The sequence below is a fragment of the Pseudomonas sp. AC229 genome (genome assembly GCF_979254655.1).
In genome coordinates this window covers 100,915-115,801 of sequence record NZ_CEEDHK010000010.1, presented here as the reverse complement: position 1 = coordinate 115,801, position 14,887 = coordinate 100,915, and the positions used below count along the sequence as shown (strand labels likewise).

The following is a 14,887-nucleotide window of genomic DNA, read 5'->3' as shown; positions in this document are numbered from 1 at the left end:
ACAAACGCTGCGGAGTAACAGCTCTAATCAAAATGGCGGCGCATTTCTTTGGCTGCTCTAATTCGCTAACGGCAGGAAAGGGGGCAGATATTATCGGGGGAAAAGGGGACGGATTTATTAAACAGCTCTAATTTACGAGCTAGATAGACCCAGCATCCAATGCGGGCAGTTTGCAGGAGCTGATCGGTTCGTTGATGAAATTCATCCATCAAGGCTGCGAGATCAAAGGCGAGGGCTAGGGCGGCCGAAATTAGAGTAGTTTAATAAATCTGTCCCCTTTTCTGCTGAGACGTCGTTACCGCCATCAAACCATCTAGTCAACAAATGAAGAATTTTGGACTATGAAAACTATCGATAGCTTGGGTATTTTTTGGTCGTTCTCAGACCCGGAGAGCGGGCAGGTATACCAGGACGAAGTAAACGGGCTGGTTTTTTATGCGTACTGGTCTGGTGCGGTTCCCGAGTCTATAGATATACAAAGTTTTATTGATATTTGGTGTGGGCGCGCGGAGGCGAAAGCGCGGCGCTGGCAGTCCCTGACAAATTGCAGTTTATCCATCGATGTAAAGGTCAACGATTGGCCGGTTCCTGCCGATTGGACCAATTATATAAACAGCTCGCTAAGGTGGTTCTTGAATCGCGGCGCCACGCTGTCGTGGTGTGGGAGTGAAATTAGTAGTCCTTCCCTTGATGTTTTTAGCAGTAATCCCTCTGGCTCCGTATATGCAGTGCTTTGTGAAAGAAAGGGATTTTATGTGGGGTCGCAACTAGATGAAGAGTACAAAGATGTTGGCCCAAATATATTGCTCTCCTTTAATTCTTTTCGTATGGAAAAATAAAAATGTATAGTGAAGAAAAGGGGGCACATTTATTAAACAGCTCTAATTTGCGAGCTACATAGACCCAGCATCCAGCAGGGGCGGTTAACAGGAACCGATCGTTTGTTGATAAAATTTAATATCTATCAGAGCTGTGAGTTGAAAGGTGAGTTCCAGGGCGGCCAAAATTAAAGTAGATTTAATAAATCTGCCCCCTTTTTTCCGGTTCTGCCAGCGATACTTCCATCATCACTTTCCGCTGTATTCATAATCTCTTTTTAACTGTTCCCCACAGGACTCCCATGTACTCCCCCCGCGAAGCCACCAAAGACCACCTCTACACCCATTCTTTCGTATCACTCCTGCTGCTGATCCCGCTGGCTTTGCTGATGCTGATGTCCAAAGGCGACGGCATTCCGCATTTGAAGGTGTTGCTGGCGAAGGGTACTGCGCAGGGGGTGGTTGGGGTTGTCGAGCCGCATCCGACTTTTCGGGACTATCGCCTCGTTCACTATCGTTTCACCACGGCCGATGGGCGCGTGATTGAGAGCGGGTATTCGCAGAACGACGTTAACCACCCGGCGGTTTATTCTCCGGGGCAGCCGGTCCAGATTGTGTACTCACGGTGGTTTGATGATGCGGACGCCATCGAGGCCGTGTTTGAGCGAGGCACGACTGGCTTTTATATCTTTGTTTCCTGCTTGGGGTTGATGTTGCTCTGTGTGCTGTATTCCTTCTGGAATTTGAAAAAGCTGCTGAAGCACACTGAGGAAGAGCGGTTTTATTGAGCTAGCCACCACCCTTTCGTTTAAGTCCGTCCATCAGGCCTTCCATGAAAAGTTACGTTTCCTTCGTTATTTCCCTGGCGCTAGGCGCTTGCCTCGCAAGCTGCTCGGGCTTCAAGTACAGCGACTACCAAGCCAACTTAACGCCTGACGCGATGCAGCCGTACGACCTGTCTCACGGCGCTGCGGCTTCCCCAACCATCTATTTCGACACCTACACAACCCGAGAAGCCGGCCTCTCGGTGCATCGCTTGTTAGTCGCCACGCACCTCGACGGCCAGTTGCTGCCCGGCGCTGCGGTCAGCCCTGCGGCTAAGGGTGTTCAGGCGCTTAAGGTTTCGCCGGGCACGCATTCGCTGCAGTGGTGCTGGTTGTCGAAAAACGCCATTGGGCCGGGCAGTGAGCGCTGTGGGTTCAAGGCGGACGGCGTGGTGTTCAAGGCGGGGCAGCGGTATGTGGTTCGGTGGAGCGATGCCAAGTCGTTCGAGGGCCAGGCGACGTTTGTTCGGATTAATTCACGGATTGAAAACCTCGACAGTGGCGAGGTCATCGTCCGTCAGGTGCAGTCAAACAGCGGGCCGTTTTAGCGGCCGCTCAGTACGTCTAGCGGGTACTCGATGACCACGTACAGCCGGTCGATATCGCGCCCGGCCTGGGCGTCGTTGCCGCGATGGGTGACGTAGGAAACGCTCAGGGCCAGGTCTTTGGCGGCGCCGGATTGCACGCGGTATTTGCCTTCGATGTCGCGTTCCCAATGTTTGCCGCCGTCGCCCTGGTTGGGGGCGTAGGCGCCCAGGTCGGCGTCGTAGGGGTTGTAGGCGCCGCCTTGGGGGGCGTGGGTGCCGTCGATGTTGCTGCCGCGTACGTAGCGGGTCATGAAGGTGAGGCCGGGCGTCAGCACCTGGCTGAGGTCAAGGTCGTAGCGCAGTTGCCAGGACTGTTCGTTGGCGCCGTTGAAGTCGGCGTATTTGATGGAGTTGGCGAGGTAGATGGAGTCGCCGCCCACGAAGTCGAACGGGGTGTTGCCGCTGATTTTCTGGTAGCCGAGGCTGAAGGCTTGTTCGCCGATGCTCAGTTTGCCCAGCAGGCTGGCGGCGGTGGTGTTGATGGCGCCGGCCCGTTCGGCGCCGGTGCCGAGGGTGCGATAAACATTGGCGTCCCAGTTGAGGCGGCTGCTGGCGCTCAGGGTTTGTTTGAGGTGCAGGTTGCCGTAGTACTGGCGCCAGGTGTCGCTGAGTTCGCTGGCGTACACGGCGCCGCCCCAGGTGTCGTCGCCGATGCTTTGCAGGCCGAGCAGGGTGATGCTCTGGTGGCGGGTGCTGGCGCCATAGCCGTCGAAGTCGCTGCGTGAGCTGCTTTCGTCCTGGTTTTTAAAGGCGTTGAAGTGGCCGGCGGTCCAGCTCAAGCGCGCGCCGGCCTGGCCTTGGAGCAGGGCGCCGGTGGCGTATTCGGGTTGCAGGCGTTTGTCGGCGGTGTCGAATACCGGGGTTTCCACTTCCATTTCGCCGAGTTTCAAACGGGTGTCGCCAAGGCGCAGTTTGAGCGCGCCACCGGCGCTGGAGTAGTTGTCGGCGGCTTCGCCGGAATCGCCGACTGGCAGCAAGCCGGTGCCGGCGCGACCGCCGCCGCTGTCCAGGCGCACGCCGACAAAGCCATGAGCGTCTACGCCAACGCCCACGGTGCCGGCGGTGTAGCCCGATTCGAAACGCCCGATAAACCCTTGCGCCCATTCGCGGTTGTAGCTGTTACCGCTGTGGCCGGTGCGGGTGTCGTTGTTGAGGAAAAAGTTGCGGCTGAGCAGGTTGAGCGTGGCGTCGTCCAGCAGCGGCGAAACGTCGGCCTGTGCGGCGGCGGCCCAGGTGGTCGCCAGTAGCGGTGTGCAGAACAGCAGGGTAAACCGCATGGCGGAACTCCAGTGGTAAAGCTGGAGTATCCGGGCAAGGGCAGGGGCTGGATTGAAGGGCTGTGCTGTTGCGCGGTTCAGCGCTGGGGTTTGGGTTATTGCGGGGTCATTAGTTGCGTGCGCAATTCTTCCGACAATCCGTCTTTGGCCACCCACAAGCCCAGGTACGCCCGGGCAAATTCTTTGTCGCCGTTGCGGTAGACCTTCTGGCCGTTGAGCTCCAGTACCAGACCTTCTTCGGCGGTGTAGGTGAGGGCGTAGCGGTCGCCGGGGTTGATGTCTTTGAAGGTGGCTTGCAGCGGTTCGATGTCGGCGCGTAGGGCTTGCAGGCGCTCGGCTGGCTGCTGGCGTTCGATGGTGGCCCAGGCGGCTTTGATCACGTCGTCGCGGTCGATGGCGCGCAGGTAGTAAAGCTCCAGGCGCTGGTTGCGCATCTGCGCGACGGCCTCACTTGGGGTGACGCCCGGCTCGGTGTAAAAGGCGGCGGCGTATACGTCCACCCACAAATAATTGAGTACGCCCTGGCTCTGGCGTTGCAGGGTTTGCCGTTCGTTGGGGAAGGCGGCTTGTTGCAGCGGTTCGCTGGCCCACAGCAAGGTGCTGGTGAGCAGAAGTAGCAGGGTGGCGGTCAGGCGCATGACAAGGCTCGTGATGGCAGAGGCGGTGCCAGCATACGGCTTTGTGGATGACAGTTGCGCGCCGGTTTCTGTTGCTAAACGCGACTGTGTGCGGGTCGCGGCGGCGGCCTTCGAGCGGCTATCCTTGCGCCTTCTTTGGTTGCTTGCCGAGCGCTGCCTTGTTTCGTTATCTGTTGCCGCTGTTGTTGAGCGTTTGTCTGCTGGGCTGCGGGCCGCAGGTGGTCGAATTCGGCGGACCGACCATGGGCAGCCATTACTCGGTGAAGTACGTGCCGGGCGAGCACACGCCCGCCGCAGCGGTTGTGCAGGCGCAGGTGGAGGGGTTGTTGGCGGAGGTGGATCAGCAGTTTTCAACCTGGCGCGCAGACTCCGTGGTGTCGCGCTTCAATGCCTTGCCCGCCGGCAGTTGTGCGGCGGTGCCCGAGTCGGTGCTGAGCCTGGTGCGCGTTGCCGATTCGCTGTGGAAAGACAGCAGCGGCGCCTTCGATATCACCGTTGAACCGCTGATGAACCTGTGGGGGTTTGGGCCGCAGTCGCGCCGTCACGAGGTGCCGTCGGCGCCGCAGATTGCCGAGGCGAAGGCGCTCGTGGGGCAAGCCCATCTGCGCATCGACGGGCACCAATTGTGCAAAGACCTCGCCGTGCAACTGGACCTCAACAGCATCGTCGCCGGCTACACGGTCGACCGTATCGCTGAGCACTTGCGTTCGCTGGGTATCGACAGTTACCTGCTGAATGTCACGGGCGAGTTGAAGGCGGCGGGCCGCAAGCCGGATGGCGAGGCGTGGAAGGTGGCCATCGAAGCGCCGCGTGAAGACGTGCAGGTGCCCGAGCGCGTGCTGACGCTGGACGGTTGGGCAGTGTCCACGTCGGGCGATTACCACACTTATTTCGAGCGTAACGGCCAGCGTTATTCCCACACGCTGGACCCACAGACCGGCGCGCCGATTACCCATCGCTTGGCGGAAGTGACAGTGCTCGATCACTCGACCCTGCGCGCCGACGGTCTATCGACTTTACTGATGGTGATGGGCCCGGAGCGCGGCATGGCGTTTGCGCAGCAGCATGATATTGCCGCGCTGTTTGTTACCCGCACGGCGAGCGGTTTTGTCAGCCAGGCGAGCAGCGCGTTCAGCCGCGAATTTGATGTTCCTGCGACGCCGTAGGCTGTATCGCGCCATGTAGTGCAGACAATGCTCGCCTACCGCGCGACCAATCGCTAATGTGCGCAACGCAAAGCCGCAGTTAAGCTGCGCACCTGTTTCGAGCTGTCGCGACTCGCGTTACGAGGTCCACGTAACGAGGCGGTCGCGGTGTTGCCACGGACGCACAGGCGTCCTGGTCTGTACCAGAGGAGTGAACATGGCGGTCTACAACTACGACGTGGTGGTATTGGGTTCGGGCCCGGCAGGGGAAGGCGCAGCGATGAACGCCGCCAAGGCCGGGAAAAAAGTGGCCGTGGTCGACAACCGTCGCGAGGTGGGCGGCAACTGCCTGCACCTGGGCACCATCCCGTCCAAGGCCCTGCGTCACTCGGTTCGGCAGATCATGCAGTTCAACACCAACCCGATGTTTCGCCAGATTGGCGAGCCGCGCTGGTTCTCCTTTCCCGACGTGCTGAAAAGCGCCGAACGGGTGATTTCCAAACAGGTCACTTCGCACACCAGTTATTACGCGCGCAACCGCGTCGACCTGTTCTACGGCACCGGCAGTTTTTCCGATGAGCAAACCATTGAAGTGGTGTGCCCCAACGGCGTGGTGGAAAAATTGGTGGCGGCGCAAATCATCATCGCCACCGGCTCGCGTCCGTATCGCCCGGCCGATATCGACTTCCACCACGAGCGCGTTTACGACAGCGACACCATCCTCACCCTGAGCCACACCCCGCGCCGCCTGATCATTTACGGCGCCGGCGTGATCGGCTGTGAATACGCCTCGATTTTCAGCGGCCTGGGCGTGCTGGTCGACCTGATCGACAACCGCGACCAACTGCTCAGTTTCCTCGACGGCGAAATCTCCGATGCCTTGAGTTACCACCTGCGCAACAACAACGTGCTGGTGCGTCACAACGAGGAATACGAGCGCATCGAGGGCATGGACAACGGCGTGGTGCTGCACCTGAAGTCCGGCAAGAAGATCAAGGCCGACGCCTTGCTCTGGTGTAACGGCCGTACCGGCAACACCGACAAACTCGGCCTGGAAAATATCGGCATCAAGGTCAACAGCCGTGGCCAGGTGGAAGTGAACGAGCACTACCGCACCAGCGTGTCGAACATTTATGCGGCCGGTGATGTGATCGGCTGGCCGAGCCTGGCGAGTGCGGCGTTCGACCAGGGTCGTTCGGCGGCGGGCAGCATTATCGAGAACGGCAGCTGGCGCTTTGTTGATGACGTACCCACCGGCATTTATACGATTCCGGAAATCAGCTCCATCGGAAAAACCGAGCAGGAACTGACGGCGGCGAAAATTCCGTATGAAGTGGGCAAGGCGTTTTTCAAAGGCATGGCGCGTGCGCAAATCGCCATCGAGCCGGTGGGCATGCTCAAGCTTTTGTTCCACCGCGAAACCTTGCAGATTCTTGGCGTGCACTGCTTCGGCTATCAGGCTTCGGAGATTGTGCACATCGGCCAGGCGATCATGAACCAGCAGGGTGAGGCCAATACCATCAAGTATTTCGTCAACACCACCTTCAACTACCCGACCATGGCCGAGGCGTATCGGGTGGCGGCGTTCGACGGCCTCAACCGGCTTTTTTGAGCGGCACCGACCGGTGGCCTGAGCCGGTCGGGGAGCAGGACTGTTTCGGGGTCAGCGATTCGCGAGAGTGGCGCTGGCCAAACCGGGAAAGTCTGTAATCAGGCTGTCCACCCCGAAATCAGCGAGCCGGCGCATCAGTGCCGGTTCGTTGACCGTCCATACCGACACATGCAGCCCTTGTTTCTGCGCTTTGATCAGGCGCTCGGGCGTGCACAGCGTCCAGTTCAACGCCAGCAGCGAACAGCCATAGTTCTGCGCCACTTTCAGTGGGTCGAGCCAGGCGTATTCCGCCACCAGGCCGCGCGCCAGATCCGGCGTCAGGCGCACCAGCGCACGCAACACTTCCCGCGAACTTGAGGTGACCGTGACCTTGTCCAGCAGGTTGTACTGCTGCGCCAACTCACGAATCGCCAGCACGGTGCGCGCTGCCCGTACGCGCGAGGCGCTTTTCACTTCCAGTTGCCAATGCTCGAAATCGCACTGCTCGAACAACTCGGCCAGGCGCGGAATTGGTGTGGGTTGCACCCAGCCGGGGCCGCCTTTGCGGGCGTCGTAGGTCGCCAGCTCGGCGGCGTCGTGTTCCACCACTTTGCCGCGATGGCCAGTGGTGCGTTTCAGGGTCGGGTCGTGGATCACCATCAGCTCGCCGTCGCGAGACAGGTGCAGGTCGAGTTCGCAGCGGCGCACGCCGTGTTTGAGGCACTGCTGAAAGCTTGCCAGGGTGTTTTCCGGTGCTTCGCCCTTGGCGCCGCGGTGGCCGTAGATCAGGGTCACGGTTGCTCCTTGCTGTCTGAATACTTAATTGGGCGCCGGCTGGGCCGCGCGCGGTTCGTGGTGACGCACGCTGTCGACCACATGGGTGTTTTCGAAATAAACGCTGAAGTCGCGGTAGTCCCAGCGGGTGATCGGCGGGTTGCCGACCGGTTTGTGTTCTTCATCCGGCAAACCGAACTGGTCGAGCACGCTGCGCTGCAATTGGCCGCGAACGGGCAGGGGCGTGCTGCTGGCGCCTTGCTCGCCGACGGGAATTTCCAGGGTGTCGGCCTGCGCGGCCAAGGGCAGCGCACCGAGTAGCAGGCTGAAAAGAAGAGCGGGGCGGGGCATGGTTTTTCTCTCGTGCGGCCGTTAGCTGAGGGGCGTTTCGCGGGCTTGGCGACGTTCCATCGCCTGCTTTTGCAGAATATGCCGGGCCAGTAATTGCCGCTGTGCGTCGGTTAGCGCTTCGAACTCGGTGCCGATTTCGTACAGCCCGTTGGGCTGCTGCCGGCAATGCACCACCTGCGCCCGCAACAGCAGGCCGAGGGCTTGCGGCATCAGCACCATTTTCACCGCCAAGTGGCTACCGGCCGGCACTGCTTGCGGGTGCTCGAAGCTCACGCCGCCCTCCGACAACGTCACCCGTTTCGGTGCGCCCACTTCACGCACCAGGTTCTGCGCCAGGGCTTGGCCGAGCAGATCGATACGCTTGTTGACCACCTTCAGGTAGCTGGCAAGGGTGCGATCACGCTCGCCAATATGGCGCAGCAAGTGCTGGGATTCGAAGTCGGAAAGGTGCAAATCGCTGAGCAGATTGAACAGCGGCGAGTCGTCGTGCAGGGCCTCGCTGGCCACCGCTTCGGCGCCCGACAGCAGGCTGAATTCCAGTGCGATCGTATCGGCGATGCGATAGTATTCGCGGCGGTCACTTTCATCGTTAGACGTCATGGCGAACCCATGGCAGCGGTGGTTGTCTGAGCCTGAGCTCAGCGCAGTGTGCCCAAAGTGTAAGGCCGCCAGCCGAGCCTCGCCACTGTTGGATTTTGTACAGCAGGATGCCCCCTTCCTTCGCAGCGAAACCTCATTTTCTATGTTCAGACCGCTGTCCGTTTTTATCGGCGCACGTTACACCCGTGCCAAACGCCGAAATCATTTTGTTTCGTTCATCTCGCTGACCTCGATGATCGGCCTCGCCCTGGGCGTGGTGGTGATGATTGTGGTGCTCTCGGTCATGAACGGTTTCGACTATGAAATGCGCACCCGCGTGCTGGGCATGGTGCCCCACGCCACGGTCGAGTCGCCGGAACCCATCAGCGATTGGCACGCCATGGCCGACAAAGTGCTGCAGCACAAGCAAGTGGTCGCGGTGGCACCGTTCACCCAGATGCAGGGGCTGCTGACCCACGAAGGCAAGGTGCAGAAAGTGTTGATCAACGCCATCGACCCGGTGGAAGAGAGCAAGGTGTCGATCATCGACAAGTTCTTCAAAGAGGGCAGCCTCGACGCGCTGAAAACCGGCGAGTTCGCGCTGATTATCGGCGACAAGGCCGCCGCCAAGCTGGGCGTGAAAGTCGGCGACAAGGTCACCTTCGTGGCCCCGGAAGTCACCGTGACCCCGGCCGGCATGTTCCCTCGTCTCAAACGCTTCACCGTGGCCGGCATCTTTCATGTGGGCGCCGGTGAAATCGACGGTTTCCTGGCCCTGGCCAACATTCACGACATCGCGCGCCTGCACCGCTGGAAGCCGGACCAGGTGCAAGGCTTGCGACTGAAATTCGCCGACCTGTTCCAGGCGCCGCGCACCGCGTGGGAAATCGCCGGCCAGTTGGGCGACCGCGATTACTACGCCCGCGACTGGACCCGCACCCACGGCAATCTGTACCAAGCCATCCGCATGGAAAAAGCCATGATCGGCCTGTTGCTGCTGCTGATTGTGGCGGTGGCGGCGTTCAACATCATTTCCACGCTGGTGATGGTGGTCACCGACAAGAAAGGCGACATCGCCATTCTGCGCACACTCGGCGCCACGCCCCGGCAGATCATGATGATCTTCATGGTGCAGGGCACGGTGATCGGCGTGGTCGGCACCGTGATCGGCGCGCTGCTGGGCATTGTTGCGGCGCTGAACGTGAGCAGTTGGATTGCCGGCGTCGAGCGCCTGTTGGGAATCAAATTCCTCAACGCCGACGTGTATTTCATTGACTACCTGCCTTCGCAATTGATGGCCCAGGACGTGCTGCTGGTCTGCGGCGCGGCCCTGGTGCTGAGTTTCCTCGCCACTCTTTATCCGGCCTGGCGCGCGGCGCGCACCCAGCCTGCGGAGGCCCTGCGTTATGAGTAATGTCGCCATGCAAGCAAAGCAAAACAACGCCGTTCTCAGCTGCCGCAACCTGGGCAAAAGCTACGACGAGGGTCCGCAATCGGTCACCGTACTCGCCGACCTGCAACTGGAGCTGTACCCCGGCGAGCGCGTGGCGATTGTCGGCAGTTCCGGCTCGGGCAAAAGCACCTTGCTCAATATGCTCGGCGGGCTGGACACACCGAGCACCGGCAGCGTCTGGCTGGCGGGCGAAGAATTGTCGGCCCTGAGCGAAAAGAACCGTGGCCTGCTGCGTAACCGCGCCTTGGGTTTCGTGTATCAGTTCCACCACTTGCTGCCCGAATTCACCGCCCTGGAAAACGTCTGCATGCCGCTGCTGATCGGCAAGGTGGCGATTCCCGAAGCTCGTCAACGCGCGACCAAATTGCTGGAACGTGTGGGCCTGGGGCACCGCTTGGCGCACAAACCGGCAGAGCTGTCGGGCGGTGAACGTCAGCGTGTGGCGATCGCCCGCGCGCTGGTCAACAACCCCGGCCTGGTGCTGCTCGACGAGCCCACCGGCAACCTCGACCACCACACCGCGCAGGGCATTCAAGACCTGATGCTGGAACTGAGCCGCGACTCGAAAACCGCCTTTCTGGTGGTCACCCACGACCTGCAACTGGCCCAGCAAATGGACCGCGTGTGGCGTTTGGAAGACGGCAAGTTGGTGGCTGCCTGATGTTCCGCCCGCTCAGCGTTTTTATCGGCCTGCGCTACACCGGCGCCAAGCGCCGTAACCACTTCATCTCGTTTATTTCCCTGACGTCCATGATCGGCCTGGCGCTTGGCGTGCTGGCCATGATCGTGGTGCTGTCTGTAATGAACGGCTTCCAGAAAGAAATGAGCTCGCGCATTCTCGGCATGGTGCCCCACGCCACCATCGCTGGCGTGCAGCCGATTTCAGACTGGCGCCAGATCGCCGACCAGGCCCTGAAAAATCCACAAGTAACCGCCGCCGTGCCGTTCGCCGAGCTGGAAGGCATGCTGTCGTACAAAGGCCTGATGCAGCCGGTGCAAATCAACGGCATCGACCCCAAGGAAGAAACCAAGGTGTCGATCATCGGCCAGCACATCGTGCAGGGCAGCCTGAACGACCTGAAACCCGGTGAGTTCGGCGTGGTGATTGGCGAAATCACCGCGCGGCGTTTTCGCCTGAACGTGGGCGACAAACTGACTCTGATCATTCCCGAACTGAGCACCGCGCCGGGTGGCATCACCCCGCGTATGCAGCGTTTGAACGTGGTCGGCGTGTTTAAAGTGGGCGCCGAGCTGGATGGCTCCATGGCGCTGATCAGCATCGCCGACGCCAGCCAATTGCAGCGCATGCAAAGCGGCCAGGTGCAGAGCGTGCGTCTGGCATTGAAAGACCTGTACCAGGCGCCACAAGTCTCGGCGGCCGTTGCTCAGGGGCTGGGCGAAGGCTACCGCCCGAGCGACTGGACGCTGACCCAAGGCAGCCTGTTCAGCGCCATGAAAATGGAAAAAACCATGATCGGCCTGCTGCTGTTGCTGATTGTCGCGGTGGCGGCGTTCAACATCATCGCCACGCTGATCATGGTGGTGGCCGACAAAGGCGGCGACATCGCCATCCTGCGCACCTTGGGCGCCACGCCCGGGCAGATCATGGGCGTGTTTATGGTGCAGGGCACCGTCATCGGCGTGATCGGCACCGTGGTCGGCGGCGTGCTGGGCGTGTTGGCGGCACTGAACGTGAGCGCGCTGGTGGGCTGGATCGAACGCATCAGCGGGCAGCAGATTTTTAGCTCTGACGTGTACTTCGTGAGCAATTTGCCGTCGGAACTGCAAGGGCTGGACGTGGTGTTGATTTGCAGTGCGGCGTTTATTTTGAGCTTTTTGGCGACGGTGTATCCGTCGTGGCGCGCGGCGCAGATTCAGCCGGCTGAGGCGTTGCGGTACGAGTGAGTGGGTGCGGGGGACGGTGCTCGACTCGCGACTCTGGATTCCCGCTTTCGCGGGAATGACGGTGTAAGTTTTTTTCCTCCGTCATTCCCGCGCAGGCGGCGGTTCGACGGCTCGAAATCCAGGCTAATGGACAGCATCGAATTAGCCCGACACGACGAGCATCCCGACAGAAGAAGCCACACCCAACCCTAAAACCGATATTCCCCCCCCTGAATCCCCGCAAAAACCCGCCCATCCAACACCTCAAACCCAGCCCCACCCGGCAGCCGCACATACAACGGGTCACTCACCCGCGCCGGATCAAACCCCGCCACTTTCAAATCATTCTTCTTGTACTTGAACGTCCCCGTGGTCTCCACCTCGCGCAGCAGCCGCACAAATAACGGCGCGGCATAGGCCGGCAGTTCGCGGTCGAGATGTTCGGCCAACGCCACGCCATCCAACTGCTGCCCCGGCGCCAAGCGCAAGGCCGCCATGCCGCAGCGGCCGTTGGTGCCGGGAATTTCCACGCCATACACCACGGCATCCTCGACGCCGGCAAACGCGCCCAGGGCGTTTTCCACTTCGGTGGTGGAGACGTTCTCGCCTTTCCAGCGGAAGGTGTCGCCCAGGCGGTCGACGAATTGGGTGTGTTTGAAGCCGATGTCGCGCATCAGGTCGCCGGTGTTGAACCAGGCATCGCCCTTTTTAAACACGTTGCGCAGGATCACCGCCTCGCTTTTCGCCGGGTCGGTGTAGCCGTCGAAGGGCCACTTGGCGCTGATTTCGGTGATCAGCAAACCGGGCTCGCCCTTGTCGGCTTTTTGCAGAAAGTTTTTCTTGGTGCGCAGCGGCCGGTCGTTTTCCAGGTCGTAGCGCACGATGGCGTAGGTGGCGGGCGAGTAGCCGACGGTGTTGTCGAAATTGAACACGTTGGTAAAGCCGATATTGCCCTCGCTCGAAGCGTAGAACTCAGTGATGCGCTGGATGCCGAAACGCTGTTTGAACTCGCCCCAGATCGAAGGACGCAAGCCATTGCCGATCATGCAGGTGAGGGTGTTGCCCTGTTCTTCGGCACACGGCGGTTGATTGAGCAGATAACGGCACAGCTCGCCGATATAGCCGAAACAGGTGGCGCGGTAATGCTGCACGTCTTTCCAGAACGCGCTGGCGGAAAAGCGCCGGCGCAGGGCAATCGCCGCGCCGCCTGCCAGGGCCGCGCTCCAGCACACGGTGACGGCGTTGTTGTGGTAGCAGGGCAGCGTCAGGTAAAGCACGTCCTGGTCGGTAAGGCCGAGCCCGGAATGCCCGAAGCCGCCGTAGGCTTTTATCCACTTGCCGTGGCTCATGATTGAGGCTTTCGGCAGGCCGGTGGTGCCGGAGGTGTAAATCAGGAAGCACGGGTCTTTGAGCCGTACGTTGGCGCTGTCAGCGACGTTGGTGTGCGGCTCGCTCCAGGCCAGGTCCATGAGGTTTTCCCAGCCCTGCGGGGCGCTGCTCGGCACGTTCAGGCTGTCGCCATCGCTTAGCCAGTAACAGTGACGATCGCTGCCGTGTACCTGCTCGCGCACGGCCTCGAACGGCTCGCGCAGCTCTTCGCCAATCACGAAATGGCTGGGCTTCACCAGGTTCAGGCTGTGCACCAGCACCTGGCCGCGCTGCGTGGTGTTGACCAACGCGCCCACCGCGCCAAGCTTGGCCAGGGCGGCCAAAAGCAGCAGCACCTCGATTCGGTTTTCCAGCATCACCGCCACCACGCTGCCGTGGCTCACGCCTTGTTTTTTCAGCGCACGGGCCATGCGGTTGGCCCAGGCATTGAACTGCGCGTAGGTGAGTTGGCGCTGCTCTTCCAGCACGGCGGGGCGCTGCGGGTACAGGTCGGCGGCGCGCTCGAGCGCCCAGGCCAACGACAGATTTTTCTCCCGATTGCGAATGCCGGCGTAATACAAACCCCGCAACATGCGCGGCACGCGGCCAAGGGTGGCGGGCAAATGGGCAATGAAACGGGCAGGGGTGATCAGGTCGGCTTGGCTCATGTTCGCGTCGTTGTGCTGTTATCGGGAACGAACCTCACTCTAGTTTGCCCGTACCGCTCGGACTATGACCGTGGTGCGCCGAGCGGCGGGCAGATGGGCAAATGCGTTTAGTCGACAAACAAGTCCTGAATCAGCGGGCCGCCGTCCGGGTCGAAGCGGTAGTGCTCGAAATCGCTGTGGCCCTGCTCGCGCAGAATGTCTTCATCGATCAGCAAGCGGCCGGTGATGGCGCGGCCGCTGCTGGCCAGAATGGCGTGTGCCGCGTCGGCCATGATCGCCGGCACGCGGGCGCGCTTGAAGGCCTCGCGGCTGCCCAGTTCAAACTCGATGGCGGCGGTGGCGATCATGGTTTTTGGCCACAGCGAGTTGACGCTGATGCCGTACTTGGCGAATTCCTCGCTCATGCCCAGGGTCAGCATGCTCATGCCGTATTTGGTCACGGTGTAGGGGCCGTGCTGGGCGAACCATTTGCTGTCCATGTTCAGCGGCGGCGACAGGTTGAGAATGTGGCCCTTGCTCTGTTTCAGATAGGGCAGCGCGGCCTGGCTGCAAACCATCACGGCGCGGGTGTTGATTTGAAACAGCAGGTCGAAGCGCTTGGGTTGCAGGTGCTCCACGCCGATCAACTTGATGGCCCCGGCGTTATTGACCAGTGCGTCGATGCCGCCGAAATGCTCGGCGGCCTTGGCCATCGCAGCGGCCACGGCGGTTTCGTCGCGCACATCCAACTGCAGTGCCAGGGCTTTGCCGCCTGCCGCTTCAACTTCGGCGGCCACGCTGAAAATCGTGCCCTCAAGCTTGGCGTGGGCCTCGGCGCTTTTGGCTGCAATCACAATGTTGGCGCCATCGGCGGCGGCCTTCAGCGCGATTTCACGACCGATGCCACGGCTGGCGCCGGAGATAAACAGGGTTTTGCCGGATAGGGACATG

The 14,887-nt window shown here is 60.7% G+C and carries 15 protein-coding genes; 8 read left to right on the top strand and 7 right to left on the bottom strand.

The window, feature by feature from the left end; all coding sequences use genetic code 11:
- Positions 1-341 precede the first annotated feature (341 nt).
- From AC0IW7_RS15250 to AC0IW7_RS15240, 3 genes are all read left to right on the top strand, one after another.
- The gene (locus AC0IW7_RS15250; RefSeq protein ID WP_471819136.1) at positions 342-839 is read left to right on the top strand and encodes a hypothetical protein; all 498 of its coding nucleotides are present in this window, start codon (positions 342-344) and stop codon (positions 837-839) included.
- A gap of 281 nt (positions 840-1,120) precedes the next feature.
- Positions 1,121-1,606: a hypothetical protein gene (locus AC0IW7_RS15245; RefSeq protein WP_471819134.1), complete on the top strand. Its 486-nt coding sequence runs from the start codon at positions 1,121-1,123 to the stop codon at positions 1,604-1,606.
- Between the two features lie 44 nt (positions 1,607-1,650).
- Positions 1,651-2,190, top strand: a complete 540-nt coding sequence (locus AC0IW7_RS15240; RefSeq protein WP_471819132.1) for a hypothetical protein — start codon at positions 1,651-1,653, stop codon at positions 2,188-2,190.
- Here AC0IW7_RS15240 and AC0IW7_RS15235 read toward each other — a convergent pair.
- Together AC0IW7_RS15235 and AC0IW7_RS15230 are read right to left on the bottom strand one after the other, a co-directional pair.
- Positions 2,187-3,506 carry an OprD family porin gene (locus tag AC0IW7_RS15235; protein ID WP_471819130.1) on the bottom strand — a complete coding sequence of 440 codons (1,320 nt, stop codon included), beginning with the start codon at positions 3,504-3,506 and terminating at the stop codon, positions 2,187-2,189. The genes AC0IW7_RS15240 and AC0IW7_RS15235 overlap by 4 nt on opposite strands.
- A 95-nt stretch (positions 3,507-3,601) precedes the next feature.
- Positions 3,602-4,144, bottom strand: a complete 543-nt coding sequence (locus AC0IW7_RS15230) for a chalcone isomerase family protein (RefSeq protein WP_471819128.1) — start codon at positions 4,142-4,144, stop codon at positions 3,602-3,604.
- Between the two features lie 158 nt (positions 4,145-4,302).
- On the opposite strand from AC0IW7_RS15230, the gene AC0IW7_RS15225 reads away from it, so the two are divergent.
- Positions 4,303-5,310 (top strand): FAD:protein FMN transferase, encoded by a 1,008-nt coding sequence (locus AC0IW7_RS15225; RefSeq protein ID WP_471819126.1) that lies wholly within the window; start codon positions 4,303-4,305, stop codon positions 5,308-5,310.
- A gap of 196 nt (positions 5,311-5,506) precedes the next feature.
- A complete protein-coding gene (gene sthA / locus AC0IW7_RS15220) occupies positions 5,507-6,901 on the top strand; it encodes a Si-specific NAD(P)(+) transhydrogenase (RefSeq protein WP_122450530.1) in 1,395 nt (464 codons plus the stop codon).
- A 51-nt stretch (positions 6,902-6,952) separates the two neighbouring features.
- Here the strand turns inward: sthA and AC0IW7_RS15215 are convergent, their stop codons facing one another.
- From AC0IW7_RS15215 to AC0IW7_RS15205, 3 genes are read right to left on the bottom strand one after another with little or no spacing between them, the layout of a single operon-like run.
- A complete protein-coding gene (locus tag AC0IW7_RS15215) occupies positions 6,953-7,675 on the bottom strand; it encodes a glycerophosphodiester phosphodiesterase (RefSeq protein WP_471819124.1) in 723 nt (240 codons plus the stop codon).
- Positions 7,676-7,699: 24 nt separating this feature from the next.
- Entirely contained in the window at positions 7,700-8,005 is a 306-nt protein-coding gene (locus tag AC0IW7_RS15210) for a phosphodiesterase (protein ID WP_471819122.1), read from the bottom strand.
- 21 nt (positions 8,006-8,026) lie between these two features.
- Positions 8,027-8,605, bottom strand: a complete 579-nt coding sequence (locus AC0IW7_RS15205) for a PilZ domain-containing protein (RefSeq protein WP_471819120.1) — start codon at positions 8,603-8,605, stop codon at positions 8,027-8,029.
- Positions 8,606-8,747: 142 nt separating this feature from the next.
- Here AC0IW7_RS15205 and AC0IW7_RS15200 point away from each other — a divergent pair, with 142 nt between their 5' ends.
- The 3 genes from AC0IW7_RS15200 to AC0IW7_RS15190 are packed head-to-tail and all read left to right on the top strand — an operon-like array spanning position 8,748 to position 11,942.
- Positions 8,748-9,998, top strand: a complete 1,251-nt coding sequence (locus AC0IW7_RS15200; protein ID WP_471819118.1) for a lipoprotein-releasing ABC transporter permease subunit — start codon at positions 8,748-8,750, stop codon at positions 9,996-9,998.
- Positions 9,999-10,005: 7 nt separating this feature from the next.
- On the top strand, positions 10,006-10,698 hold the full coding sequence (gene lolD, locus AC0IW7_RS15195; RefSeq protein WP_463539219.1) for a lipoprotein-releasing ABC transporter ATP-binding protein LolD: 693 nt from the start codon (positions 10,006-10,008) through the stop codon (positions 10,696-10,698).
- A complete protein-coding gene (locus AC0IW7_RS15190) occupies positions 10,698-11,942 on the top strand; it encodes a lipoprotein-releasing ABC transporter permease subunit (RefSeq protein ID WP_471819117.1) in 1,245 nt (414 codons plus the stop codon). Before lolD ends, AC0IW7_RS15190 begins: the two co-directional genes overlap by 1 nt.
- Positions 11,943-12,130: 188 nt before the next feature.
- On the opposite strand, the gene AC0IW7_RS15185 is transcribed toward AC0IW7_RS15190, so the two are convergent.
- Both AC0IW7_RS15185 and AC0IW7_RS15180 read right to left on the bottom strand, forming a co-directional pair.
- Positions 12,131-13,957, bottom strand: a complete 1,827-nt coding sequence (locus AC0IW7_RS15185; protein WP_471819115.1) for a long-chain-acyl-CoA synthetase — start codon at positions 13,955-13,957, stop codon at positions 12,131-12,133.
- A 107-nt stretch (positions 13,958-14,064) separates the two neighbouring features.
- Complete coding sequence (locus AC0IW7_RS15180) at positions 14,065-14,886, bottom strand: SDR family oxidoreductase (RefSeq protein ID WP_471819113.1); 822 nt, start codon at positions 14,884-14,886, stop codon at positions 14,065-14,067.
- Position 14,887 lies beyond the last annotated feature (1 nt).

Bases quoted from the DNA above. Each gene is read 5' to 3' on its own strand.
- AC0IW7_RS15250 (WP_471819136.1), top strand. From the start codon at position 342: ATGAAAACTATCGATAGCTTGGGTATTTTTTGGTCGTTCTCAGACCCG.
- AC0IW7_RS15245 (WP_471819134.1), top strand. From the start codon at position 1,121: ATGTACTCCCCCCGCGAAGCCACCAAAGACCACCTCTACACCCATTCT.
- AC0IW7_RS15240 (WP_471819132.1), top strand. From the start codon at position 1,651: ATGAAAAGTTACGTTTCCTTCGTTATTTCCCTGGCGCTAGGCGCTTGC.
- AC0IW7_RS15235 (WP_471819130.1), bottom strand. From the start codon at position 3,506: ATGCGGTTTACCCTGCTGTTCTGCACACCGCTACTGGCGACCACCTGG.
- AC0IW7_RS15230 (WP_471819128.1), bottom strand. From the start codon at position 4,144: ATGCGCCTGACCGCCACCCTGCTACTTCTGCTCACCAGCACCTTGCTG.
- sthA (WP_122450530.1), top strand. From the start codon at position 5,507: ATGGCGGTCTACAACTACGACGTGGTGGTATTGGGTTCGGGCCCGGCA.
- AC0IW7_RS15210 (WP_471819122.1), bottom strand. From the start codon at position 8,005: ATGCCCCGCCCCGCTCTTCTTTTCAGCCTGCTACTCGGTGCGCTGCCC.
- AC0IW7_RS15205 (WP_471819120.1), bottom strand. From the start codon at position 8,605: ATGACGTCTAACGATGAAAGTGACCGCCGCGAATACTATCGCATCGCC.
- AC0IW7_RS15200 (WP_471819118.1), top strand. From the start codon at position 8,748: ATGTTCAGACCGCTGTCCGTTTTTATCGGCGCACGTTACACCCGTGCC.
- lolD (WP_463539219.1), top strand. From the start codon at position 10,006: ATGCAAGCAAAGCAAAACAACGCCGTTCTCAGCTGCCGCAACCTGGGC.
- AC0IW7_RS15190 (WP_471819117.1), top strand. From the start codon at position 10,698: ATGTTCCGCCCGCTCAGCGTTTTTATCGGCCTGCGCTACACCGGCGCC.
- AC0IW7_RS15185 (WP_471819115.1), bottom strand. From the start codon at position 13,957: ATGAGCCAAGCCGACCTGATCACCCCTGCCCGTTTCATTGCCCATTTG.
- AC0IW7_RS15180 (WP_471819113.1), bottom strand. From the start codon at position 14,886: ATGTCCCTATCCGGCAAAACCCTGTTTATCTCCGGCGCCAGCCGTGGC.